The sequence below is a fragment of the Rhizobacter sp. J219 genome (assembly GCF_024700055.1).
Lineage (GTDB): Bacteria > Pseudomonadota > Gammaproteobacteria > Burkholderiales > Burkholderiaceae_C > Rhizobacter.
On sequence record NZ_JAJOND010000001.1, the window covers coordinates 2,346,235 to 2,370,067 of the forward strand.

18 protein-coding genes and 4 pseudogenes are annotated in these 23,833 nt (G+C 69.4%); 14 read left to right on the plus strand and 8 right to left on the minus strand.

The annotated features are described in order from the left end of the window. The 8 genes and pseudogenes from LRS03_RS10680 to LRS03_RS10715 form a co-directional block, all read right to left on the minus strand. Positions 1-1,365 carry a methyl-accepting chemotaxis protein gene (locus tag LRS03_RS10680; protein WP_257825411.1) on the minus strand — a complete coding sequence of 455 codons (1,365 nt, stop codon included), beginning with the start codon at positions 1,363-1,365 and terminating at the stop codon, positions 1-3. A 103-nt stretch (positions 1,366-1,468) separates the two neighbouring features. Next, positions 1,469-2,183, minus strand: a pseudogene (locus tag LRS03_RS10685) (RNA polymerase sigma factor FliA). Between the two features lie 19 nt (positions 2,184-2,202). Continuing rightward, entirely contained in the window at positions 2,203-2,994 is a 792-nt protein-coding gene (locus tag LRS03_RS10690; protein WP_257825412.1) for a MinD/ParA family ATP-binding protein, read from the minus strand. Positions 2,995-3,018: 24 nt separating this feature from the next. Further along, entirely contained in the window at positions 3,019-4,737 is a 1,719-nt protein-coding gene (gene flhF / locus LRS03_RS10695) for a flagellar biosynthesis GTPase FlhF (protein ID WP_257825413.1), read from the minus strand. Between the two features lie 388 nt (positions 4,738-5,125). Next, positions 5,126-5,818, minus strand: coding sequence for a hypothetical protein (locus tag LRS03_RS10700; RefSeq protein WP_257825414.1), 693 nt, complete (start codon positions 5,816-5,818; stop codon positions 5,126-5,128). A gap of 41 nt (positions 5,819-5,859) precedes the next feature. Beyond that, positions 5,860-6,759 carry a GH39 family glycosyl hydrolase gene (locus LRS03_RS10705; protein WP_257829483.1) on the minus strand — a complete coding sequence of 300 codons (900 nt, stop codon included), beginning with the start codon at positions 6,757-6,759 and terminating at the stop codon, positions 5,860-5,862. Next, the gene (locus LRS03_RS10710; RefSeq protein ID WP_257825415.1) at positions 6,680-7,165 is read right to left on the minus strand and encodes a hypothetical protein; all 486 of its coding nucleotides are present in this window, start codon (positions 7,163-7,165) and stop codon (positions 6,680-6,682) included. The genes LRS03_RS10705 and LRS03_RS10710 overlap by 80 nt, the downstream gene beginning before the upstream one ends. 11 nt (positions 7,166-7,176) lie before the next feature. Further along, entirely contained in the window at positions 7,177-8,634 is a 1,458-nt protein-coding gene (locus LRS03_RS10715; protein WP_257825416.1) for a GH1 family beta-glucosidase, read from the minus strand. 93 nt (positions 8,635-8,727) lie between these two features. On the opposite strand from LRS03_RS10715, the pseudogene LRS03_RS10720 reads away from it, so the two are divergent. The 14 genes and pseudogenes from LRS03_RS10720 to LRS03_RS26875 all read left to right on the plus strand — a co-directional run. Then, positions 8,728-8,820 (plus strand): annotated as a pseudogene (locus LRS03_RS10720) (LacI family DNA-binding transcriptional regulator); the annotation flags it as partial. 148 nt (positions 8,821-8,968) lie between these two features. After that, complete coding sequence (locus tag LRS03_RS10725; RefSeq protein WP_257825417.1) at positions 8,969-9,796, plus strand: substrate-binding domain-containing protein; 828 nt, start codon at positions 8,969-8,971, stop codon at positions 9,794-9,796. A 161-nt stretch (positions 9,797-9,957) separates the two neighbouring features. Beyond that, on the plus strand, positions 9,958-11,307 hold the full coding sequence (locus LRS03_RS10730) for an ABC transporter substrate-binding protein (protein ID WP_257825418.1): 1,350 nt from the start codon (positions 9,958-9,960) through the stop codon (positions 11,305-11,307). Positions 11,308-11,560: 253 nt separating this feature from the next. After that, positions 11,561-12,277 carry a carbohydrate ABC transporter permease gene (locus LRS03_RS10735; RefSeq protein ID WP_257825419.1) on the plus strand — a complete coding sequence of 239 codons (717 nt, stop codon included), beginning with the start codon at positions 11,561-11,563 and terminating at the stop codon, positions 12,275-12,277. 267 nt (positions 12,278-12,544) lie between these two features. Then, the gene (locus LRS03_RS10740; protein ID WP_257825420.1) at positions 12,545-13,180 is read left to right on the plus strand and encodes a carbohydrate ABC transporter permease; all 636 of its coding nucleotides are present in this window, start codon (positions 12,545-12,547) and stop codon (positions 13,178-13,180) included. A gap of 25 nt (positions 13,181-13,205) precedes the next feature. Then, the gene (locus tag LRS03_RS10745) at positions 13,206-14,294 is read left to right on the plus strand and encodes an ABC transporter ATP-binding protein (protein ID WP_308296417.1); all 1,089 of its coding nucleotides are present in this window, start codon (positions 13,206-13,208) and stop codon (positions 14,292-14,294) included. Positions 14,295-14,333: 39 nt separating this feature from the next. Beyond that, on the plus strand, positions 14,334-15,290 hold the full coding sequence (locus LRS03_RS10750) for an AraC family transcriptional regulator (RefSeq protein ID WP_257825421.1): 957 nt from the start codon (positions 14,334-14,336) through the stop codon (positions 15,288-15,290). A 1-nt stretch (position 15,291) separates the two neighbouring features. Continuing rightward, a complete protein-coding gene (locus tag LRS03_RS10755; protein WP_257825422.1) occupies positions 15,292-16,119 on the plus strand; it encodes a hypothetical protein in 828 nt (275 codons plus the stop codon). Between the two features lie 128 nt (positions 16,120-16,247). Continuing rightward, entirely contained in the window at positions 16,248-16,922 is a 675-nt protein-coding gene (locus LRS03_RS10760; protein ID WP_257825423.1) for a hypothetical protein, read from the plus strand. Between the two features lie 87 nt (positions 16,923-17,009). Next, on the plus strand, positions 17,010-17,711 hold the full coding sequence (locus LRS03_RS10765) for a family 16 glycosylhydrolase (protein ID WP_257825424.1): 702 nt from the start codon (positions 17,010-17,012) through the stop codon (positions 17,709-17,711). Positions 17,712-17,745: 34 nt separating this feature from the next. Further along, the gene (locus tag LRS03_RS10770) at positions 17,746-18,594 is read left to right on the plus strand and encodes a glycoside hydrolase family 16 protein (protein WP_257825425.1); all 849 of its coding nucleotides are present in this window, start codon (positions 17,746-17,748) and stop codon (positions 18,592-18,594) included. A 210-nt stretch (positions 18,595-18,804) separates the two neighbouring features. After that, positions 18,805-22,428, plus strand: a complete 3,624-nt coding sequence (locus tag LRS03_RS10775) for a serine/threonine-protein kinase (RefSeq protein ID WP_257825426.1) — start codon at positions 18,805-18,807, stop codon at positions 22,426-22,428. A gap of 214 nt (positions 22,429-22,642) precedes the next feature. Then, a pseudogene (locus LRS03_RS10780) lies at positions 22,643-23,104 on the plus strand (GAF domain-containing protein); the annotation flags it as partial. A 535-nt stretch (positions 23,105-23,639) separates the two neighbouring features. Continuing rightward, positions 23,640-23,828 (plus strand): annotated as a pseudogene (locus LRS03_RS26875) (hypothetical protein); the annotation flags it as partial. Positions 23,829-23,833 lie beyond the last annotated feature (5 nt).

A 23,833-nucleotide genomic window follows, 5' to 3' on the forward strand; every position in this document is an offset into this window, starting at 1 on the left:
CTAAAAGGCCCGCGGGCCGAGCGCCGGGCCGCTCCCAAGCCGGCCCGCATCCCCTCGGGGGATCGGCCGATGTACCCATCGGACGAGGGGCTCCATCCCTAGAAATTGAATGCGAGCCGCAAGCCGCCCCAGTGCTTGCCGTTCACCGTGATCGGCGCGGCGCATTCCTTCAGCAGCACGAACTTGCCGCCGCCCATGTCGCGGCGGTAGGTCTGCAAGAGGAACGGGCGCTGGTTGCGCGCGGAAGCCAAACCGGTGCGATCGTTGAAGATGCGGCGGTAGCGGCTGTTGGCGGTGTCCCACGCCAGGTCGCCGCGCTGCGGGTTGCAGTAAACCTTGTTGTGCGTGGCCACGTAGCCGTTGCGGTCGACCGAGATGCAGAAGACGATCTTCTTGTCGGCCTGCAGCACCCGCTCTTGGACCTGCGGGAACAGGCGATCGGCCAGCGCAATGAAGCGCGTGGTGTGCTGGGGCGGGTTGGTGTTGGCGATCGGCTGATACTGCTCGTCGAAGAGTCTCGGCCTCGCTGATGGTGCCGGTGCGCACCGCGTCTTCGAGCAGCTTCGAGATCTGGCCTGCCGCTTCGCGGGCAAGCGCGATGAAGGGCGTGTCTTCGGTTTCGATGCCGCATTCGGCCACGACCTCGATCAGATGCTCCGACACCTTGAGGAAGGATTCGCTGCGCACGAAGGTCGCTTGCAGCGCGCTACCGGCCTTGCGCATCTCGGCTTCGATCTCCGCCATCTGCGCATTGAGGCCGGTACAGACCTCGCGGCTGTGCTGGGCGGCGGTGGTGATGCTGCCGACGCCCGTCTCCAGGTCGGCCAGCGCACGCTGGAAGGCGCCCTGCTCGGCCGCCTTGGCGCCCGACTGGGAACGGATCTCGCGTGCCAGCGCATCGACGCGCGAATCGAAACCGCCCACCGTGCTCATGATCGCCTTGGACGAACGCTCGACCTTGCCCGCCAGCTCGCGCACCGCATCGGCCACCACGCCGAAGCCACGGCCGGCATCGCCGGCGCGCTTGGCCTCGACCGAGGCGTTGAACGCGACAAGCCGCGTCTGCAAGGCAATCTGGGTGATCTCGCCGGCCGCATCGGCCACGTGGCGCAGGGTGTCGACGATGCCGCCCACCTCTTCGCCCACACCTTCGACGGCCTGACGCGCTCGCGCCATCGCCTCGCGGCTGCCGGCGGCCACGCCACCGATTTCTTCCTGGGCCTGGGTGACGCTGCGCACCTGTTCGGCCAGCGCCGCCACGGCCTTGGCCTGGCGCTCGGCGCCCTTGGTGGTGTCGTCGAGCTGGCCGCGCACTTCGGCGGCCTCGCGGCCCATGTTGGAGGCCTGCTTGCTGATCGACAGCACGGCAGCCCGCAGGTCTGCACCGGGCGGTGGGAGCTCGGCTACAGACTCCGTGGCGGGTTCGTCCCGCCTGGCCGACCGGAAAACCTGGAACATCATCAGACTCCTACCACTCGCGCAACTTCACACGCAGACGCGCGATCGACTGGCTGTGCAGCTGGCACACACGCGACTCGGTGACCTTGAGGACCGCCGCGATTTCCTTCAGGTTCATGTCGTGCTCGTAGTACATGCTCATCACGTACTGCTCGCGCTCGGGCAGGTTCTTGATGCCTTCGATCAGCGCTTCGCGCATGCGCTGGTCCTGCAGCTGCGCGAGCGGGTTGAAACTTTCGTCGGCGACGTGGCGGTCGAGGTAGTCGTTGTCGCCGTCGTCGCCCGACATGTCTTCCAGGTACACGAGCTGGGTGCCGCGCACCTTGCCCAGAAGCTCCTGGTATTCGGTGAGCGACACGCCCATCTCGCGGGCGATCTCGCTCTCGGCGGGCGCACGGCCGAGCTTCTGCTCCAGCTTGTGCACCGCGCTCTCGATGCTGCGCTGCTGCTTGCGCACGCCGCGCGAGAGGTAGTCGTTGCCGCGCAGCTCGTCGAGCATGGCGCCGCGGATGCGCTGCGTGGCGAAGGTTTCGAACTGCACGCCCTGCGCCGCGTCGAAGCGGCTCAAGGCGTCGGTGAGGCCGATCATGCCGACCTGGATCAGGTCGTCGAATCTCGACGTTGGCCGGCAGCTTGGCGATCATCTGGTGGGCCAGGCGGCGCACCAGCGGGCTGTACTGCTTGAGCATCGAGTTGACGTCGAGTTGGCCTTTGGCGGTGTACATGGTTCTCGGCTCCGAGAGGTCAATTCAGCACGTGTTGTGCGTTCTTCTGCAGCTGCTGCGCGGCATGCAAACCCCGTGCGCCGACGTGGGCGCCGGGCGCCTGCATCAGCACATCGCGGGCCCAGCGGCGCAGCGCACTGGTGGGCGCTTCGCGGGCATCGGACGCAGGGTCGATCTGCAGCCAGTCGCGCAGCACGGCCCCGAGGAAATCATCGGCACAGGTGGCGAGCTGGATGGCGATGCGCTCGGCGCGCGGCGAGTTGGGCGAGGCACTCAGCAGCAGGTCGAACACGACGAGGCCGGCACGCTGGTTGAGCATCTTCATCGCGGCGTAGGCGTGGGTCACGGCCGACGGCCGGTCGTCGGCCAGCAGCAGCGGGCGGGCCTCGCTGCGGGCGAACATGCGGCACAGGTCGCCTTCGGTGGCGTGCACCAGCACCACGTCGGCGTGGGGCGCGGCGTCGGCCACGGCATGCAGGAAGCTCGCGGTGGAGCCGGTCGCGTCGACATAACGCACCGGCAGGCCGCGGGCGGCGAGGTAGGAGACCTGCGACGACAGCGTCTCCACGCATTCAGAGAGGTCGAGCGCGGCCATCTCCTTCGGGGCGGGCGCGCGGTCGGACGCATCGATCACCAGCACGTGCACACCGTGCTCGCCGAAGGCAGTGCACAGGCGCTCGAGCATCACGCCGCCGAAGGCGACGTGCGGGTTGGCCACCACCGGCACGAAGCGCACGCGGGCATGCGCAAACATCTGCCGCAGGCCGTGGGCCTGGTCGGTGGGGAAGGAAGAATCGTAGGCGTCGTACATGAGAGGGCGAGGCGCTCTTATTGATCAGGCGTGGAGGGAAGAGGCGCGCGGGCGTTGCGCCTGCTGGCGCGCGGTGAAGATCAGGTTCACGTCGGACGCCTCCACGCGGTAGGCCGGGTTCACGTTGGCGCGCAGCGCGCGGTGCACCAGCGCATGGGCCGACAGGCGGTGCCAGTCTTCGGGCACACGCTGGCCGTTCGCGACGCCGACGACCTTGAGCTTGTGGCGGATCAGCGCGTCGAGCGCCGGTGCGAGCTTCACGGCTTCGTCCATCTTCGAGAGGACGATGCCGCGGCAGGCAGCCGCGTGGTAAGAAATCATCACGTCTTCGATCGTCTCGCCCTGGGCCGCGGCATTGACGACGAGCAGCTTCTGGATCGAGCGGTGCGCGAGCATCTCCAGCAGCTCGCGGGTGCGGGTGTCGCGCTGGGCCATGCCCGCCGTGTCGATCAGCACCATCTTCTTCGAGGCCAGCAGTTCGAGCAGGTCTTCGAGCGAGGCGCGGTCGTGGGCGGTGTGCACCGGCACCCCGAGGATGCGGCCGTAGGCGCGCAGCTGTTCGTGGGCGCCGACGCGATACGCGTCGAGCGTGATCAGGCCGAGGTTGTTGGCACCGTGTTTGGCGGCGAAGGCAGCGGCGATCTTGGCGGCACTGGTCGTCTTGCCGACGCCGGTGGAGCCGATCAGTGCGAACACGCCGCCCTGGTCTTCGAGCGCGTGCTCGGCTTCACCGGTGATGAGGTTGCGCTCCAGCACGCTTGCGGCCCAGGCGGTCTCGTCGGCCACGTCGGTGGGCAGGCTCTCGACGAGCTTGCGGGTGAGTGCGGGCGAAAAGCCGCAGTCGAGCAGCTTCTGGATCAGCTGGGCCTGCTGCGGGTGGCGCTGCATCTTCTCCATGAAGGCGAGCGCGCCGAAGCGGTCTTCGATCAGGCCCTTCATCGAGCGCAGCTCGTTCATCATGTCCTGCTGCTCGCGGCGGGCGGCGGCCAGGTTGACGGCGCTTTGCGTGTCGGCGAGCGAGGGCACAGCCAACACGGGTGTCTGCATGGCGACGGGCTGCTGCATCACCGGTTGCGGCATGGCCTGAGGCTGCTGAGCCGCACGCACTTCTTCACGCAGCACCGGTGGCTCGCGCATCTGGGTGCGCGGGGCGGCCGGCGGGGTCACGATGGCGAGGCTGGGCGGCGCCTTCGGCGGCTGCGGCACGGCATTGCGGGCGGCCAGGCGCTGTTCCAGCGCGCTCGGCAGATCGGGTTCGAGGTCCTGGCGGGAATCCATGAAGCCCTGGCGCGAATCCATGAAATCCTGGCGCGAATCCTCGAAGCCGGGCTCGTGCTGGCGGGCTTGCGTGTTCATCGCGGCCTGGCGGCGCTTGAGCATGCGCTCGCGCACATAGTCCTGAAAAGAGAGCGTGCTCATCGACAGGCGGGCCACGTCGTCCTGCACGTCGTCGTGCATGGCGGGCGCCGGTTGCTTGGGCGCGGCGGCCGGGGCTTTGGGCGTTGCCTTGGCGGCTGCGGCGGGGCGGGCGGCGGCCTGTTGCGGAGCGGCGGCGGCACGCGCGGCGACCGAGGTGGCCGACAGGCGCTCGATCTGCTGCACGCTCTCGGGCGCCATGGCCAGCACTTCCACGCCTTCGGGGCAGGGCTTGGTCGACAACACCACGGCGTCTTCACCGAAAGCCTGGCGCACCAGGGTCAGGGCGTCGCGCGAGGTGCGCGCGGTAAAGCGTTTGACGTTCATGGGTTGCTCCGCTTCGCCAGGCCGGAAACAAGGGCCTGGCATTGCATCAAGTGTGTAAGAGGGTGTGCCGTGGCGGTCTGGGGATCAGCGCACCGAAACCCGGTCATTTGGGGTGATCCGGTGGGCAGTCGAGAGAAGCGTTGAAAGACAGTCATGTGCACGGCGCGACCTTGGTTTTCGCCAGGTCATTGTTCCGGGGACGCCTGCAGACTTGAGCGGAATGAGAGGGGCGGAAGCCGCCCAATTCCGGACCGACGAGGGGTCAGGCGAACGGGGGTGAACGCCCCCTTCGCGAACGGCCGGTCGGGCGACCGGCCGGGTGCGCGTCACACGATGCGCACTACGGCACACTTTTCCGGCCGGGGTGGCCGGAACGCACCAGGGCCCGTCAGGGCCCGACCGTGATGCGGCCGACGCTGAACTCGACCGTGCGGAGCGCGGAGCCGCTCAGCGTGGGGTCGCTGACCTCGATGGCGGCGACGGCCGGCAGCACACTCGCGATCGGCTTGCCGCGCGCGTCGCAATAGCCTTCGGGGCGGAAGGCCGACAGCGGCACCGCCACTTCGCGCAGCGCGACGCTGACGGCCACGGTGGCCACCGGGTAGCAGCCCGAGGCCCGCGTGGCCGGGTCGTCGCCGAGCACGCGCAGGCGCAGCTGCGTGGCCGTGGCCGAGGCCAGCTGCAGCCGCACCTGGCGCAAGGCGGTGAGGTTGCTCGTCTTGCCGGCTGGCCCCGGTGTGGCCAGGAAGCCGATGCCGGCCCAGGTACTGCCCTTCTGCGGCCACACCGTACCGGTGACGCGGGCCACGCCGTCGATCACCTTCACGTCGTCGATCCGGGCGTCGCCCTCTTTCTCGGCATAGGCGAAAGCCTCGTGCATGCCGCCCTGCACCGTGGCACCGGCGGGCGCGGGCACCGCGAACACCACCGGCGCGGGAGTCGCGCTGGCAGAGGCGGGCTTGGCCACGCTGGCGGCGGGGCCCGGGCCGGGGGCGTCAGCCGTGGCGCAGCCGGTGACGAGGGCGATCGCGGCCAGGGCGATGCCGCCGTGCGGGCGAAGGCGCTTGCTGGAGGTGCTCATGTCGTGTGTCTCCTTCTGTCTGTATTTATCTAGTCGGGTCATCAAGGCGCGCGCTGCAGCTTCACCACCGTCATCGAGCGCGCCGGCAGCGTCAGCTCACGGCCAGCCGCCAAGGTGCCGAAGTCGGCCTCGCCTTCCACGATGGCGGCATCGAAATAGCTCGCCTGCCGCACCTGCCAGCCGGCCACGTCGAGCGCCACGCGCAGCGGCGCGGTCTGCGTGTTGAGCAGCAGCACCTGCATCGAGTCGCCGTTGCGCACGGCGTGCGACCACAGTCGGCTGTCGCTCGACTCGGCGGGCACGAAGCGCCCCTCCAGGCCGTTGAGCAGGCGGAAGGCGTAGTACGTGGGCCGCGGCACGCCCGCGTTGTCGAGAAGACCGTGGAAGCCGGTGCCCTGGTAGGCGAAGTAGTGCGCCATGTCCACGCCCTGGCGGGCGAGGCGCAGCGCGGTCTCGGCGGTCCACAGCCCCGCGGGCATGTCGGCCAGGAAACGCGGCCGGTCGGTCTTCCACGACAGCCCGTACTCGGTCACCGCGATCGGCAACTCGCGGGTGTAGCCCAGCGGGTTGCGGCGCGGGTCGCGCAGCGTGTCGCGCACCGAGCGCAGAGTCGCATCGACCTGCGCCACGCTTGCGAGCGCCGCGTCTTCGCTGCCATCGCCTTCGGTCGGGTAGATGTGATACGAGACCACGTCCACCACGTCGCCGCACAGCTCGACGAAACGTTCGAGGAAGCGCATCGGCGCCGCATGGATGCCCGAGACGGCCGGCCCCGCCACCTTGATCTGCGGATCCACCGCCTTCACCGCCTTGGCCTGCGCGCGGAAGACCTCGCAGTAGCGCTCGGGTGTCCAGCTCTTGTCACCGCGGGTGACGGCATAGAGGTCGGGCTCGTTGCCGATCTCCCAGTGCCGCACCTTGAGCCCGCGCTCGCGGGCCATGCGCACGGCCGAGGCCGCGTCTTCGGGGCGGTTGGCCGGCACGCGGTCCACCCGCCCGGCGAACACCCGCGTCTGGATCACGAGTCTCGGGCGAACCTTTCACCAGCGTGAGCAGCGAGCGAAACGCATTCAGCGTGGCGGCGTCCATGTCCTGCTCGTCGCCGATGTTGCCGCCCGGGAAGCGCAGCGACGCGGCCGGCGTGAGCGCGAGCGCCTCGCCGTGGTCGACCATCGCCATCCAGTTGCCAAAGTTGTAGCCGCGGGTCACGGCCGGGTTGACCGCGAGGCCCACCTGGTCGGCGTTGACGGTCACGCGCGCGTCGACCTTCGCCACCTGCGGCGGGGGTGCCGCACATCCGCACAGAAGCGCCGCACCCGCAGCCCACACCACCACTCGTTTCATCATGCTCTTTGCCTTCATGCGACGCAGCCGCCTTCCTGGATCAGCCGGCGGTACCAATGGAAACTCTCCTTCGGCGTGCGCGCGAAGGTCTCGAAGTCGACGTGCACCAGTCCGAAGCGCATGTCGTAGCCGTAGGCCCACTCGAAGTTGTCCATCAGCGACCAGGCCATGTAGCCGCGCAGGTCGCTGCCGGCGCGCACCGCGCGGTCGAGCGCGATGACGTGGCGGCGGAAGTACTCGATGCGCGCGGCGTCGTCGATCACGCCTTCGGCGTCGGGGCCGGTGTTGTCGCAGGCGCCGTTCTCGGTGATCACGACTGGCGGGTTGCCGTATTCCTCGCGGATCCACGACAGCACCTTGTAGAAACCGTCGGCGTAGACGTTCCAGTCGATGTCGGTCTTCTTGAAGCCGGGCACGTCGACCGATTCCAGCCGGCGCAGCGTGTGGATCTGACGCGCCACCTCGTCCTGCGGCGGCTCGGCGGGCAGCGCCTCGCGCGAGTAGCAGCCCGAGTAGTAGTTGATGCCGAGCAGGTCGGTGGGCTGGGCGATGGTGGTCATGTCGCCGTCTTCCACCGGCGGGTGGATGCCGAGCGCGGCGTAGCCCGCGAGCATCTCGGCGGGGTACCGCCCGCGGTACAGCGGGTCGAGGAACCAGCGGTTGAACCAGGCAAGGCCGCGCTCGCAGGCGGCCACGTCGGCCGGGTGCTGCGTGTAGGGCTCGTGCCACTCCACGTTAGGCGCGATGCCGATGCGGCCGACCCACTCGCCGCGCCTGAACTCCTTCACCGCCAGGCCGTGCGCCAGCAGCAGGTGGTGGGCCACGGTCACGGCCCGCGCAAGGTCGCGCTCGCCCGGCGCATGCAGGCCGTAGGCGTACGACAGGAAAGCCGCACACCAAGGCTCGTTGATGGTGAACCAGACCGGCACCTCGTCGCCCAGCGCCTCGAACATCGCGCGGGCGTAGTTTGCGAAGTCGTGCGCACAGCGGCGCGAGGTCCAGCCGCCTTCGTCCTGCAGGGCTTGCGGCAGGTCCCAGTGGTAGAGCGTCACCATCGGCTGGATGCCGGCCTCGCGCAGCAGGCACACAAGGCGGCGGTAGTAGTCGACGCCGGCGGGGTTGAGCGGCCCGCGGCCCGACGGCATCACGCGCGACCAAGAGATCGAGAAGCGGTAGGCCTGCACGCCGAGCGTGCGCAGCAGCGCCACGTCTTCCTCGACGCGGCGGTAGGAGTCGCAGGCACGATCGCCGGTGTCGCCATTGGCGACGCGGCCGGCCGTTTTGGCGAAGGTGTCCCAGATGCTGGGGGCGCGGCCGTCGACGTCGGCACTGCCTTCGATCTGGTAGGCCGAGGTGGCGGCTCCCCAGAGGAAGCCTGGCGGGAATCTGAAATGGTCGGGTTGCATGCCCGTGACGATACCGAGCCGTGCAAGCGCTTGCAACGAAAGCACCGTGCCGATCTTGCGAAGCATGTCAGGGGAAGCGAGATGTGGCAGGGGCGCGACCTCCGACCCTCCTGGCTCAAGCAAGCGCTATCATGAAACCTCACACAATCGCGGCACCCCATGGCCACCAAGATCACGCTGGAAGAAGTCGCGCGCCTGGCCGGCGTCTCCACGAGCACCGTCTCGCGCCACCTGAACGGCACGCACTTCGTGGCCGACGACAAGGCCGCCGCCATCGAGCAGAGCATCCAGCGCCTCAACTACCGGCCGAACCTGGTCGCACGCGGGCTCGCGCGGGGCCGCACGCTCACCGTGGGCGTGCTCACCCAGGAGATCGTGAAACTCGTTCTTCAACGAAGCCATGCGCGGCGTGGAAGACGGCCTGATCGGCCACGAGTACGACGCCATCTTCGCGAGCACCCACTGGGAGCGCGACGACGAGGCCAAGCGCCTGGCCTCGATGGAGGGGCGGCGCGTGGACGGGCTGATCCTCATCCACCCCGGCATCGATGACGAAACCCTCGACCGCCACGCGCAGACCGTGCCCATGGTGGTGGTGGGTCGCCAGGTCAACTCGCGCTTCGTGCATTCGCTGGCCTTCGACCACGGGCTGGGCGCGCAGCAGGCCATGCAGCACCTGCTGGAGCTCGGCCACCGGCGCATCGCCTACATCGGCGGCCCCACGGGGCGGTCGGATGCCGACCAGCGCTTCCTCGCCTACCGCGCCGCCCTGCAATCGGCTGGCATCACCTTCGACCCGCGGCTCGTGGCCCCGGGCAACTACGTCGAGGCGGGTGGCCTGAGCGCGATGACGCTGCTGCTCGACCGCGGCCTGCCCTTCTCGGCCGTGTTCTGCGCCAACGATGACTCGGCCTACGGCGCGATGCTCGCCCTGCACCGCCGCCAGTTGCGCGTGCCCGATGACGTGTCGGTGGTCGGCTTCGACGACGTGGCGCACTCGGCCTATTGCGTGCCGCCGCTCACGTCGGTGAAGCAACCGCTGCGCGAGCTGGGGCGTGAAGCGGCCAACGCGGTGGTCGCCCTCATCGACGGGCGCAAGCCACCCCGCGGCCCGATGGCGCGGCTCGAACTGGTGGTGCGTGAGTCCACACGTGCGCTGCCGATGCAGCCCGCCAAGGCCCCTTTGGCTGCCGCGCGCAAGAAGACTGCCTCTCGCCGCTCCTCCTGACGCGGGCCCTAGCCCGCCCGCGCCGGCGCCGCCTGCCAAATCTTGCGGTTTCGCACGGGGTTCCTCCGCAGTGACATGCCGCGAAGGCGACTTCTACACTGCTGTGCAAGCGCTTGCATGAATGCTGCACCTGCGCGCATTGCCCACGACACGGAGACCCCATGAAATTCGTCACACGCCTCGGCCTCGCGGCCACCCTCGGCCTCGCCTCGCTGGCCCTGCATGCCCAGACGGTGCTCACCGTCTCGGCGTTCAAGGACCTCGACCGTTCCGTGCAGGCCGCCATCCCCCTCTTCAAGAAGGCGCGGCCCGACGTCGAGGTGAAGCTGATCTCGCTCGGCTACGGCGACCACCACAACGCGATGACCACCGCGCTCGCCACCGGCGCCAACCTGCCCGACGTGATGGGCCTGGAGATCGGCTTCGTGGCCAAGTTCGCCGAGGGCGGCGGCCTCGAAGACCTCGCCAAGCCGCCCTACAACGCCAACGCCCTCACCGACCGCTTCTTCAAGTTCGCCGCCGCGCAGGGCACCAGCCGCGGCGGCGTGCGTGCGGCCCTGCCGGCCGACATCGGCCCGGGCGCGCTCTTCTACCGCAAGGACCTCATGGACAAGGCCGGCATCACCGAGGCCGACCTCACCAAGTCGTGGGACTCCTTCATCGACGCCGGCCAGAAGCTCAAGGCCAAGAGCGGCACCTACCTGATCCCGCACGCCGCGGCCATCAAGGACATCATCCTGCGCTCGGGCCTGAAAGACGGCGAAGGCATCTACTTCGACGAGAAGGGCACGGTGCTGGTCGAGTCGCCGCGCTTCGTGACGGCCTTCGAGACCGCCAAGCGCGCCCGTGCCGCCGGCATCGACGCCAAGATCGGCGCCTGGAGCAACGAGTGGAGCGAAGGCTTCCGCCGCGGCACCGTGGCCACCGAGATGATGGGCGCCTGGCTTGCCGGCCACCTGAAGAACTGGATCGCCCCCGACACCCGTGGCAACTGGCGCTCGGCAAGCCTGCCCGGCGGCGTGAACGCCTCGTGGGGCGGCTCGTACTACGCCATCCCCAAGGGCGCGAAGAACAAGGCACTCGCCTGGGAGTTCGTGAAGTTCATGACGACGAGCCGCGAGGTGCAGATCGCCGCCTTCCGTGAAACTCGACGCCTTCCCCGCGCTGATCGAAGCCACCAACGACCCCTTCGTCGACCAGCCGGTCGAATTCCTCGGCAACACCCGCGCCCGCCAGCAGTGGAAGGCGACCGCCCAGAAGATCCCCGCCGTCGACGTGGACCGCCTGGACCCGGTGGCCGCCGAAGTGATCACCGCCGAGTTCGACAAGGTGCTCGAACAGGGCAAGGACGTGAAGCTCGCGCTGGCCGACGCCCGCAAGGCCATCGAGCGCCGCATCCGCCGCTGAGGTGGCGAGGCTCCATCCACTCAGCAGGCCACGCATCCTCGTCATGTCCGCCGTTCTTCCCGCAGCCGCGCCGCGGCCGGTTCCCCGCCGCAGGCGGCGCCTGAAGCCGTGGCACTGGATGCCCTACGTCTTCGTCGCGCCGTTCTTCATCCTTTTCCTGGGCTTCGGGCTCTTTCCGCTGCTGTTCTCGGCCTACGCCTCGTTCTTCCGCTGGGAGATCGCGGCGGGCCTGTCGGGCATGAAATGGGAAGGATGGGGCAACTACCTCTTCGTGCTGCAGCTCGATGGCCTGCCCTGGGGGAGCTTCTTGAGCGCCGAGTTCTGGTCGGGCTCTATGCGCGCGATTTCTGGCGCGCCATGGCCAACACCTTCTGGCTCGGCATCGCCGCCGGCGTGCCACAGCACCTGGTGGCGATCCCGCTCGCCTACTTCATCCACACGCAGTTCCGCCGGGTGCGCAACCCGGTGATCTCGATGTACTTCCTGCCGTACATCACCAACACGGTGGCGATCACGCTCGTCTTCTCGTCGCTCTTCTCGCGCGACTTCGGCGTGATCAACCAGGTGCTCACCGGCCTCGGCCAGTGGCAGGTGATGGGCGTGCACCCGCTCGCCTGGCTCTTCCCCACCGAGAACATCGACTGGGGCCGACCCGAGTACACCCGCCCGATCGTCGCCTTCATCGTGTGGTGGCGCTTCGTCGGCTGGAACACGGTGCTGTACCTGTCGGCGCTGCAGACGATTCCGAAGGATTTGTACGAAGCCGCGACCGTCGACGGCGCGGGCACCTGGCAGCAGTTCCGCTACATCACGCTGCCGCTCTTGCGGCCCATGATGCTCTTCGCCATCACGCTCACCATCATCGGCAACCTGCAGCTCTTCGAAGAGCCCTTTGTGCTCACCGGCGGCAGCGGCGGCGTCGGCCAGGTGGCCGAGACGGTGGCGATGCAGATGTACAAGGTCGGCCTCACCGACGGCGACTTCGGCACCGCCTCGGCCGTGGCCTGGCTCATGTTCATGGTGATCGCCGCGCTCACCTGGCTCAACAACCGCTACCTCGGCCGCAAGGACTGAGAAGGTATGTCCACCCTCGCCTCTTCCCTCCCCACCATGAGCGCCGCACCGGCCCCCGGCAGCGCCGCAAGCCTGGCCGCTTCGCACTGTCGCAGTGGCTGCCGCATGCGCTGGTGCTCGTCGGCGCGCTGATCATGCTGGCGCCGTTCTATTTCATGTTCGTCTTCGCGACGCACACCAACACCGACATCCTCTCGGTGCCGCCGCCCATCTGGTTCGGCGATGCGCTCCTCGACAACCTGAACGAAACTCGTCGCGCAGCGCCCGATGTTCTGGCGCAGCGTGGGGCTGTCGCTGTGGATCGCCACTGCCTCCACCGTGCTCAACCTCTTCCTGTGCTCGCTCGGCGGCTACGGCTTCTCGATGTACGAGTTCCGCGGGCGCGACAAGCTCTTCGCCGCGCTGATGGCCACCATGCTGCTGCCGGCCTTCGTGGGCATGATCCCCTACGTGCTGATGATGAAGGAGCTGGGCTGGCTCAACAGCACCCGCTCGCTCATCATCCCCGGCGCCTGCTCGGCCTTCGGCATCTTCCTGATGCGCCAGTACATCGGCTCGGCCGTGCCGCGCGAGCTGGTGGAGGCCGCACGCATGGATGGCTGCGGCGAGTTCGGCATCTACTGGCGCGTGGTGCTGCCGCTCATCGGCCCGGCCATGGGCACGCTCGGCCTCGTGACCTTCATCGGCTCGTACAACAACTTCGTGGGCGCGCTGCTGGTGATGAGCGACATGGAGATGTTCACCGCGCCGCTCGTGCTGCGCTCGCTGCAGGGCACCGGGCAGACGCCCTGGGGCGCCATCAGCGCCGGCTCGGCGGTGACCGTGCTGCCGCTGCTGGTGCTCTTCATCCTCTACTCCCGCCGATTGATCGAAGGCCTGACCGCAGGCGCCGTCAAGGGCTGACCTCCACAAACAAGAAGTCGTCACCATGACCTCCATGAGCCTCATCGGCATCGAGAAGCAGTACGCCTCGGGCCCGCGCGTCCTCCACGGCATCGACCTCGAGATCGCCTCCGGCGAATTCATGGTCTTCGTCGGCCCCTCGGGCTGCGGCAAGACCACGCTCTTGCGCTGCATCGCCGGGCTGGAAGAGATCGACGCCGGCCGCATCCTCGTGGGCGAGCAGGAAGCGCAGGACCTCTCGCCCGTGCACCGCGGCGTGGCGATGGTGTTCCAGAACTACGCGCTCTACCCGCACATGACGGTGGCCGAGAACATCGGCTTCGCGCTCAAGTTCACGAAGCTCGGCAAGGCCGAGCGTGCCCAGGCGGTGCAGCGCGCGGCCGAGATCCTGCAGATCGTGCCGCTGCTGCAGCGCAAGCCGAAAGAACTCTCGGGCGGCCAGCGCCAGCGTGTGGCGATCGGCCGCGCCATCGTGCGCCACCCGAAGGTGTTCCTCTTCGACGAGCCCTTGTCGAACCTGGACGCAGCCCTGCGCGTGCAGATGCGCATGGAGCTCGCGCGCCTGCACCGCGAGCTCGGCACGACCATGGTCTACGTGACGCACGACCAGGTCGAGGCGATGACGCTCGGCACGCGCATCGCGGTCTTCAACGGCGGGCGCATCGAGCAGGTCGGACGTCCCATGGACCTCTACCGCGACCCGGCCACGCAGTTCGTCGCCGGCTTCCTGGGCTCGCCGCGCATGAGCCTCATCGCCGCCACCGCCACGGCGATGAACGACGGCGTGCACCTGTCGCTCGGCGACGCCGGCTCGCTGCACCTGCCCGGCACCTCGCTCACCGGCAACCCGCGCGAGGTGACGCTGGGCGTGCGGCCCGAGCACTTCCGCCTCGCCCCGCGCGACGCCGGCCTGCGCGCCACGGTCGACCAGGTCGAGCACCTGGGCGACTGCGACATCGCCTACGCGCGGCTGGCCGGCCGCGAAGACATCGCCACCGTCAAGCTGCCCGCCGCGCATGCGGCGCTGTCGGCAGGCGATGCCGTCTGGCTGCAGGCCGACACCGAGCAGTGCCATGTGTTCGACGCACAAGGGCGGGTGGTCAACGCACGCTGACCGGCCTGCCGAACCGTTTCCGCCACAGGAGGAATGTCGATGTCCACCCTTGCATCAGCCCCTCTTTCATCCGCGCCTCTTTCATCTGCGCCCCTTCCGCCCGCGCCGCGCCCGCCGCACGCCGGCACGCCGCCTCTGCTGCCGGTGCCCGGCCACCACGTGCACCGCATCGAGGCCGTGCTCGACTACGTCGACGCCCACCTGGCCGACGACCTGCGGCTCGAGACGCTGGCGCGGCTGGCGGCCATCTCGCCCTTCCACTTCCACCGCCTCTTCCTCTCGTGGACCGGCGAGACGCTCAAGGCCTTCGTGCGCCGCCGCCGCCTCGAGAGCGCCGCCGGCCGCCTGCGCCACTGCCCCGACGAAAAGATCACCTTCATCGCGCTCAACTGCGGCTTCGCCTCACCCGAAGCCTTCGCACGCGCCTTCCGCGAACACTTCGGCATGACGCCCAGCGTCTGGCGCAGCGGCGGCTGGCTCAACTGGCACACCCCGGCCCACGACCGCGGCACCGCGCCGCCGCCGGCGGTGGAAGTGCGCCGGCAGGAGCCCGCCGAGTACCTCTTCATGCGCGCCCGCGGCGACTACCGATACGCCGCCTACGAACTGTGGGAGCGCTTTCTTCCGGTGGTGCACAGCCTGGGGCTGGGCGACCAGCCCCTGGCCTTCGTCGGCCTGGACGACCCGGCCATCGCCGGCCCGCAGAGCTGCCGCATGGACGCCTGCGTGGAGCTTCCGCCGGGCTGGCGCGACCCGGGCGTCCGCCTGGCACGCCACCGTGTCGGCGAACGCTGGATCGCGACCCTGCCCTTCGACGGCCCCTCCAGCGACATTGCGCTGGGCTGGCGCACGCTGCTCGACGAATGGCTGCCGCACTCGCCCTTCAGCATGGGCGAAGGCCACTTCTTCGAGCGCTACGAGCCGCGGGCGAGCGTGCCGGGCATCCCGTTCGTGCGCTGCGAGCTGTGCATGCCGGTGCAGCCGCGCCCGCTCTGACATGAGACGCCTGACTGCCGCCAAGCTGGCGGCGTGTGCCGTCGCCTTCGTGCACGCCGCCCAGGCCGCGCCCGACACGCCCCTCCTGTGGGCCGACTTCAAGGAGCCGATGCAGAGCCACCTGGGGGCACCGGTGCAGCAGTTGGCGATGTCCGAGCGCAGCGGTGATGCGTCGATCGCGTCAGTGCGCGTGGCCGATGCGGCGGTGCAGGTCGAAGGCCGGCTCTCCACGGTCAATGCGAGCCAGTGGGCCACGCTCGGCATCGAGGTGGGCGGCGATGCGCGCGGCATGCCGGTCGACCTGTCGGCCTACGAGCACCTGCGCATCCGTCTCGCCTCGGCCACGCCACGCGTGCTGCGCATCCGCCTCAAGGGCACCGATCTCAAGATCCAGAACGCGGGCTGCTACCCGGTGATGATGATGCGCGTGGGCACGCAGCTCAGCGACTACCTCATCCCGCTTTCCGCCTTCGGCCCCGAGTCCTTCTGCGGAGAACGGGGTGCCAGCATCGCGCAGACCCTGCCGGCCGTCGCGCGCGTGGAAGTCACGGCCAACGAACCCTCGGCCGAGCCCGTGCGCTTCCAGGTGGGGCGCATGGAGTTCATCGCGGCAACCCCATCCGGACCCGCGCCCGCCCTCGCCTCGCCTGCACCCGCCCCTGTCGTGGCGGCGGCCCCGGCCGCGTCCTCGACCTTGGGCTCGGCATCGACATCGACATCGCCCACGCACCGTGCCACGCCACCCGCCGCGGCGCGCAAGCCCTCCCCCCGGCGCCCGCCAGCCGTGCGGTGCAGGTCGTCTGCGAGCGCAACCCACGCTACGGCTTGATGATGTGCCACTGAGGCCGGTGCGAGCCTCAGGATCGCAAGATCGGTCAGCACCGCCGCAAGCCGCCACCGGCGCGATGAGCAGGCGCAGCCCACCATGGACACGTCACGACAACACAGGAGACGACCATGGACATGATCTCGAAACGCCGGGCTTCGCGAACGATGGCGGTGCTCTTCAGCGCCGCGCTGCTGGCCGCCTGCGGTGGCGGTGACGACGACTCGCCAGCCTCGGCCCCGGCGCCCGCACCGGCACCCGGCCCCGCGCCGGCCCCCTCCCCGGCCACCGCCTTCGCCACACCCACCGGCACCACGACCACGGCGCAGGCCGGCGGCATCGAAACCTACCAGTACGCCGAGAACGGCGCGGCACAGACCGCCGGCACGCCGGCCTTCGCCGCCAGCGCCGTGAGCTACGGCGCCACGCTCGCCTCGGCACAGAGTTTTGCCGGCGCGGCGCTGCGCCTCTACGCGCCCAACAACACCGCATTCAACGCCAGCGGCTACACCCGCATGCGCATCCAGCTGCGAAGCAGCACCGATGCGCTGCTGCTCATCAAGCTGCAACCCACGCCGGTTTCGGCCGACGGCTGCACCGCCACCGCCGAAGCGGTGGTCAGCTCGACGCTGAGCGAAACCGTGATCGACCTGAACAGCACCCGCTTCCCGCTGCCCGGCCACTGCGGCAGCGGCACCGTGCTCAACACGGTGCGTGCCGGCCTGCTGGCGGTCGACGTGGTCAACCCGGCCTCGACCGCAGGTGCCCACGACCTCGCCGTCGGCTCGATCTCGCTGGAGCCCTGAGGCACCAACGCAGCAGCACGGGGCGACACAGCCCCGGCTTCATGAAGAGGGCCTCGCCCCCTCCCATCCAAGACAGGAGACAAACCCATGAACAAGCCATTGCGCGCCTTGGCGCTCGTCCTTGCGGCCGGCGCCACCACCCCGGCCTTCGCCGCCAACTTCTTCGAGGGCTTCGACGGCACCGGCGGTGCCGGCGGCGCGTGGGAGACCGCGAGCTGGCACAACGGCGACATCTTCGGCTGCACCTTCGCCTACAGCGAGGTGTGGCGCACCGGCTGGGGCTCGCTCGCGGCCAACGTCAACAGCAGCAACCGCTCGAACGTGAAGTGCGCCGAGGTGCGCACCTGGCAGTCGTTCACCTACGGCAAGTTCGTGACTCGCCTGCAGCCGAGCACCATCGCCGGGTCCAACACCTCGTTCTTCCTCTACACCGGCACGGCCGGCACATCGAGCCACTTCGAGATCGACATCGAGTTCATCAACAGCGGGCGCACGCTGCACACCAACGTCTGGACCAACGGGCGCCAGAACTACCAGCAGTTCTCGGTGGCCACCGGCTGGCGCACCATCGGCTTCGAGTGGCGCCCGAGCTACGTGCGCTGGTTCCACGTCGAGGCCAACGGCACCGAGCGCGAGTTCCGCCGTGTCAACACCAGCATCAGCACGCCGATGCGACTCATGATGAACCATTGGGTGGGCAACAACTCGGCCGGCGCGATCAACTTCGTCGGCACCTACAACGGCGGTGGCGGCCCGGCCTACTACGACTGGGTGCGCGTCAGCGACTGAAGTTCACCACCTCCACATCGTGCAAGGGATCAAGATGAAAGCAGCGCTCGCCTCGGGCATCTGGTTGTCGGCCGTCGCGGCAGCAGGTTGCGGCGGTGGGTCGGGCTCGGTCTCCGCCGCGCCCGCACCCGCGCCAGTCGCAGGGGGCCTGCCCGAGGGCTACCGCCTCGTGTGGAGCGACGAGTTCGACACCACGGGCCTGCCCGACCCGGCGAAGTGGGGCTACGACACCTACCGCAACCGCGACGGCTGGTACAACAACGAGCTGCAGTACTACTCGGCCGCGCGCCCCGAGAACGCCCGCGTGGAAAACGGCTCGCTCATCATCACCGCGCGGCGCGAGCGGCTCGCCACGGCACCCGACTTCGGTGGCCAGAACTACACCTCCGCGCGGCTGCTGACGCGCGGCCTTGCGTCGTGGACCTACGGCTTCTTCGAAGTGCGCGCCAAGCTGCCCTGTGCGATGGGCGCGTGGCCCGCGATCTGGATGCTCGGCAGCCGCGGCACCTGGCCCGACGACGGCGAGATCGACATCATGGAGCAGACCGGCTGGCAGCCCGGCCGCATCCTCGGCACCGCCCACATGCGCGACTTCAATGGCGCCAACGGCCGCGGCTCGCACACCAGCGTCACCGACACCTGCAACACCTTCCACCGCTACCAGGTGCGCTGGACACCCGACGCCATCACCTGGGGCGTCGACGACGTCACCTACTTCACCTACGCCAAGCCCGCCGGCGCCGGCTACGGCAGCTGGCCGTTCGACCACCCGCAGCACCTGCTGCTCAACGTCGCGGTCGGCGGCATCCTCGGCGGCACGCCCGACGATGCGGCCTTCCCGGTGCGCATGGAAGTCGACTACGTCCGCGTGTACCAGCGCTGACCCGCCGGCCACGCGCACGAACTGCCCCTGGGCGTACCACGCCCATGCCCACTACTGCGCACATCGAGGCCCTGCCAGACGGGGCCATCAGGTACATCCCTCACTCAACAAGCAGTCACAAACGTCGATAGATCCTGAGGCTTGAACGCCCGTGCGGTCGCGCAGTCCGCGCGCCCTGCGACAAATCTCACGCCCACAACAGGACTCGACATGACGCACCCCGAGCAGGTCCTCTACCGCAACGACCACGCGCGTGTCACGCGGCGCACGCTCGACGGCCACGCGGTCGTCGTCAAGCAGGCGATCGGCCCGCAGGCCATCCGCCGGTTGGAGCACGAGGCCACGATGCTCAGGCGGCTGGCGCACGTGGAGGGCGTGGCCCGCATCTCGCCGCTCCCGGCCGAAGCGCACACGCTGGTGATGGACGACAGCGGCGGTGTCTTGCTTGCGGAGCATCTGCGTGCGCACACATTGGCCGTGCCGCAGGTGCTCGCGTATGCCACCGCGGTGGCGCGCATCCTGGCCGAGGTGCACAAGGCCGGCGTCATCCACCGCGACATCGGGCCGGCCAACCTGCTGATCCATCCGCAGACGCTCGCGCCCACGCTGATCGACTTCAACATCGCCAGTGGCCTCGACGACACGCCCGATGCCGACGACGCGCAAGGCGGCATCGCCGGCACGCTCTCTTATATGTCGCCCGAGCAGACCGGCCGCACCGCCAACCGGCCCGACCAGCGCTCCGACCTCTATTCGCTCGGCATCACGCTGTACGAGCTGCTCACCGGCCGCAAGCCCTTCGAAAGCACCGACCTGCTGGAGCTGGTGCACGCCCACCTGGTGCTGGTGCCCGAGGCGCCGGCGCTGGTGAACGCCGCCGTGCCGCAGATCGTGTCCGACCTCGTGATGCGGCTCCTGGAAAAAGAACCCGACCGCCGCTACCAGAGCGCCGAAGGGCTGCTGCAGGACCTGGAGCGCATCGCCGACGACCCCAGTGCGAGCTTCGCGCTCGGCCGGTTCGACTTCGGGCGCCGGCTGAAGGGCCCGGCCCGGCTGCTCGGCCGCGATTCGCAGATCGACTCGCTGCGCAACGCCGTCGCCCGCGTGGGCCGCGGCGGCAGCGCCTGCGTGCTCCTGACGGGGCCGGCCGGCAGCGGCAAGAGTGCCCTGCTCGCCGAGCTGCGCCCGCTGGTGTCGGCGCAACACGGCTGGGTGGTGTTCAGCACCCACGACCCGGCCCGCCGCGACGCGCCCGGCGCGATGTTCGAGGTCTTCCAGGCCCTCGGCCGCCAGCTGCTCGCCGAGCCGGCCGTTCGGCTCGCCCAGCACAAGAGCCGCATCCTGGCCGCGCTCGGCGACAAGCTCGGCGTGGCGCTCACGCAGTTGCCCGAATTCCAGATGCTGCTCGGCGAACACCCGGCCCTGGCCTCCGCCGACGCGGGCGATGCCGACCCACGCGGCCTCGATGCCGCCATTGCGCTGCTGCGCGCGGTGGCCAGCCCCGAGCGCCCGCTCGTGCTCGTGTACGACGATGTGCAATGGTCACCGCGCGGCTCGGGCCGCATCCTCGATGCGGTGGTCACGGCCGCGCCACCCATCGCCGGGCTGATGGTGGTGTGTGCCTTCAACGAAGCCGATCTCGACGACTCGCACGCCCTGCACGGCCTGATGCAGCGCTGGAGCACCCTGCGCGGCGCCCCCGAGCGGCTGCAGCTCGACGGCCTCAACAAGGCCGCCGCCACCGACTTCGTCGCCGACGTGCTGCGCCTGCCGAAAGACGAGGCTGCCCGCCTGGCCAGCGTGCTCGGCGAGCGCACGCTGAACAACCCGGGCGACACCCTCGCCGTGCTCAATGCGCTGCGCGACGATGGCCTGCTGCAGCAGGCGCTCGGCTCCTGGCGTTGGGACGCCAAGGCCCTGCGCCGCCACGTGGGTGGTGCGAGCCCGGCAGAACTCAGGCGTCGCCTGCACGCGATGCCGGCCGACACCTGCGCGCTGCTGCACACGCTGGCCTGCCTGGGCAGCGACACCGCCGGCGACGTGCTCGCCTGGGCGGCCGACTTGCCGGCCAACACCCTGTCGACGCGCGTAGTCCCCGCGCTCGACGACGGCATGCTCATGGGCGACGGCACGCAGCCCCTGCGCCTGCGCCTGGCCAGCGCCGCGGTGCGCCACGCGGTGCTCGCCGCGCTGCCGGCCGACACGGTGCGCGCCCTGCACCTCGCCATCGCGCGCCGCCTGGCACAGCGGCTCGACGCCCACCCCGCGCTCGAAGCCCGCGTGGCCGAGCAGTACCTGGCCGCCGAAGCCCGCTTCGCCGACGAAGTCGAGGCTCGCGAGGTGGCCCGGCTCTTCGAGCACGCCGCCGAACGGGTGCGCAACGACAAGACCCCGATGGCCGAGCGCTACCTCGCCGCCGCGGTCGCCGCCCTCGCCCCGTTTGCCACGCCGACCGATGCCGGCCTGGTGTTCCACCTGAAGCGCGAGCACCACCGCGCCCTCTTCGAGCAGGGGCGTCTGGAAGACGCCGATGCGGTGTACGAGCAGCTCGTCGCCGCCGCCCCCGACCCAGTCGAGCTGCTCGACTCGACCCGGGTGCAGATCTACGGCCAGATGAACCGCCTGCGCAACAAGGACGGCCTGATGCTCGGCCTGGACCTGCTGGCCAAGCTCGGCCTGCCCAAGCCCGACGACGTGCGCCCGGCCATCGGCGAAGGCGTGAAGCGCCTGACGATGTGGTACCGCGGCGACGCGCGGCAGAAGGACTTCGAGCTGCCCGAGATCAGCGACCCGCGTGTCGTCGCGTGGACGCAGATGATCCCCGAGACCTCGAACACCGCGTATGCGGTGGACCCGTCGATCTGGGCCTGGATCTCGCTCGAAGGCGCGCGCATCTGGGCCGAGCATGGGCCGTCGCCGCGCATCCTGTCGTCGCTGGGCGGCTCGTCGATGGTGCTGCTGAGTCTTGCGCAGGACTACCAGGGCGCCTACACGGTGTGCCGCCATGCGCTCGCCGTGGGCGAAGCCCGCGGCTACGAGCCCGCCACCTCGTTCACGCGCGTGGTGTTCGGCATGTCGGCAGTGCACTGGGTGGAGCCGATCGACACCGCCGTCGACACCTCGATGCGCCGCGCCCGCCGCGACCTCTTCGCCATCGGCGACGAATCTTTCGTCACCAACACCTACCTCGCAGCCGACATGCTGTTCGACTGCGCGCCCACGCTCGACCCGGTGGCCGCCGAGATCGAGGAAGGCTTTGCCTTCGCCACCCGCTCGAAGAACAAGGAGTACGCGCAGCGCTACACCCCCGCGCCTGCAGCTCATCAAGAGCCTGCGCGGCCAGACCTCGGCCGCGGGCAGCCTCAACGGCGAAGGGTTCGACGAGGCCGAGCACGAGCGCGCCATCGACCCGACCGGCGCCATCGCCGCCGTCTACCACGTGGTGCGCGCGATCGGCGCCGCCCTCTTCTGCCAGGGCGCAGTGCTTGCCGAGCACAGCGCCAAGGCTGTGGCGCTGCTGCCGCGCATGCCGGGCTATTACCTCTCGGTGTCGGCGCGTGTGCTGCGCGCCCTGTCGCTCGCCGACCAGGCGCGTGCGCTGCCGAGCGGCGACGAAGCGCGCGCCAAGCTCGTCGAAGAATTCGACGGCCACCTCAAGTGGCTCACCGCCCGCGCCGCCGATGCGCCCGAGAACTTCCTGCACCTGCAGCGCTGGCTCGAAGCCGAGCGCGCGTGGATGGCCGACTCGGTATGGGCCGCCGGCATCGCCTTCGAAGCCGCCACCGCCGAGGCCACGCAGCACAAACGGCCGTGGCACCGCGCCATCATCCATGAGCGCGCGGCCCTCTTCCACGTGTCCGAAGGCATGGAGCAGCGCGCGCTGCCGCTGATGCTGCACGCTTGCGAAACCTATGAAGCCTGGGGCGCCAGCGCCAAGGTGAAGGAACTGCGCCGCAGCCACCCCTTCCTGCGGGCCGCGCTGCAAAAGCGCGCGAGCGACGGCAGCGCACCGCGCAGCACCATGGTCGACACCGACGCGGTCGACATGATGGCTGTGCTCCGCGCCTCGCAGGCACTCAGCTCCGAGACCAGCCTGGCCAAGCTCACCGCCGCGGTGGGCAAGGTGCTCTCGGCCATCACCGGCGCGACCGGCGTGCGCCTGGTCATCAAGGCCGACGACGGCAGCGGCGCGTGGGTGCTGGCCGACACCTTGGCGAACGGCAGCGCGCCGGTCACCGTCGACCAGGCGGGCGCAGACGCGACCCTTCCGCTTTCGGTCTTCCGCTACGCCGAGCGGCTGAACCAGGTGCTGGTGGTCGACGACGTGACGAGCGACGACCGCTTCGCCGAAGACCCCTACGCGCAGAGGTTCGCGCAGTGCTCGCTGATGATGGTGCCCATCCTGAAGCTGGGCGCGCTCAACGCGATGCTGATGCTGGAGAACGAGCAGCGGCGCAAGGCGTTCAGCGCCGAGCGGCTCGACTCGGTGGCCATGATCGCCGGCCAGCTGTCAGTCTCGCTCGACAACGCGCTGCTCTACGCCTCGCTGGAAAAGCGCGTGGCCGAGCGCACCGCGCAGCTGCGCCAGAAGACCAACGACATCAACGCGATGCTGCAGAACATGCCGCAGGGCGTGCTGACGGTGGTCTCGGGCGGGGTGATCCACCCCGAGTACTCGGCGTACCTCGAAACCATCTTCGAAACGAAGGACATCGCCGGCGTGTCGGTGATGGACCTCATCTTCACGAACACCAGCGTCGGCGCCGACCTGCTCTCGCAGGTGGACGCGGCCATCGCCTCGGTGATCGGCGAAGACGAGATGAACTACGAGTTCAACTCGCACCTGCTGGTGGCCGAACTCGACAAGACGCTGGCCGACGGCCGTGCGAAGTCGCTGGCGCTCAGCTGGTCGCCCATCGTGGGCGAAGAGGGCCACGTCGACAAGCTCATGCTCTGTGTGCGCGACGTGACCGGAACTCAAGCGCCTGGAAGCCGAGGCCAACGCCCGCAAGCGCGAGCTGCAGGTGATCGGCGAGATCCTGGCGGTGAGCCAGGAGAAGTTCCACGAGTTCATCGACAGTGCGCGCGGCTTCATCGCCGAGAACAAGGCGCTGATCGAGAAGACCGCCGACAAGCAGATGGACGCGATCAACCTGCTGTTCCGCAACATGCACACCATCAAAGGCAATGCGCGGACCTATGGCTTCCTCGGCCTCACGAACCATGTGCATGTGACCGA

Excerpts from the sequence above, each read along its gene's own strand:
- LRS03_RS10690 (WP_257825412.1), bottom strand. The coding sequence starts at position 2,994 with ATGTACGACGCCTACGATTCTTCCTTCCCCACCGACCAGGCCCACGGC.
- flhF (WP_257825413.1), bottom strand. The coding sequence starts at position 4,737 with ATGAACGTCAAACGCTTTACCGCGCGCACCTCGCGCGACGCCCTGACC.
- LRS03_RS10700 (WP_257825414.1), bottom strand. The coding sequence starts at position 5,818 with ATGAGCACCTCCAGCAAGCGCCTTCGCCCGCACGGCGGCATCGCCCTG.
- LRS03_RS10705 (WP_257829483.1), bottom strand. The coding sequence starts at position 6,759 with ATGGCCCGCGAGCGCGGGCTCAAGGTGCGGCACTGGGAGATCGGCAAC.
- LRS03_RS10710 (WP_257825415.1), bottom strand. The coding sequence starts at position 7,165 with ATGATGAAACGAGTGGTGGTGTGGGCTGCGGGTGCGGCGCTTCTGTGC.
- LRS03_RS10715 (WP_257825416.1), bottom strand. The coding sequence starts at position 8,634 with ATGCTTCGCAAGATCGGCACGGTGCTTTCGTTGCAAGCGCTTGCACGG.
- LRS03_RS10725 (WP_257825417.1), top strand. The coding sequence starts at position 8,969 with ATGCGCGGCGTGGAAGACGGCCTGATCGGCCACGAGTACGACGCCATC.
- LRS03_RS10730 (WP_257825418.1), top strand. The coding sequence starts at position 9,958 with ATGAAATTCGTCACACGCCTCGGCCTCGCGGCCACCCTCGGCCTCGCC.
- LRS03_RS10735 (WP_257825419.1), top strand. The coding sequence starts at position 11,561 with ATGGCCAACACCTTCTGGCTCGGCATCGCCGCCGGCGTGCCACAGCAC.
- LRS03_RS10740 (WP_257825420.1), top strand. The coding sequence starts at position 12,545 with ATGTTCTGGCGCAGCGTGGGGCTGTCGCTGTGGATCGCCACTGCCTCC.
- LRS03_RS10745 (WP_308296417.1), top strand. The coding sequence starts at position 13,206 with ATGACCTCCATGAGCCTCATCGGCATCGAGAAGCAGTACGCCTCGGGC.
- LRS03_RS10750 (WP_257825421.1), top strand. The coding sequence starts at position 14,334 with ATGTCCACCCTTGCATCAGCCCCTCTTTCATCCGCGCCTCTTTCATCT.
- LRS03_RS10755 (WP_257825422.1), top strand. The coding sequence starts at position 15,292 with ATGAGACGCCTGACTGCCGCCAAGCTGGCGGCGTGTGCCGTCGCCTTC.
- LRS03_RS10760 (WP_257825423.1), top strand. The coding sequence starts at position 16,248 with ATGGACATGATCTCGAAACGCCGGGCTTCGCGAACGATGGCGGTGCTC.
- LRS03_RS10765 (WP_257825424.1), top strand. The coding sequence starts at position 17,010 with ATGAACAAGCCATTGCGCGCCTTGGCGCTCGTCCTTGCGGCCGGCGCC.
- LRS03_RS10770 (WP_257825425.1), top strand. The coding sequence starts at position 17,746 with ATGAAAGCAGCGCTCGCCTCGGGCATCTGGTTGTCGGCCGTCGCGGCA.
- LRS03_RS10775 (WP_257825426.1), top strand. The coding sequence starts at position 18,805 with ATGACGCACCCCGAGCAGGTCCTCTACCGCAACGACCACGCGCGTGTC.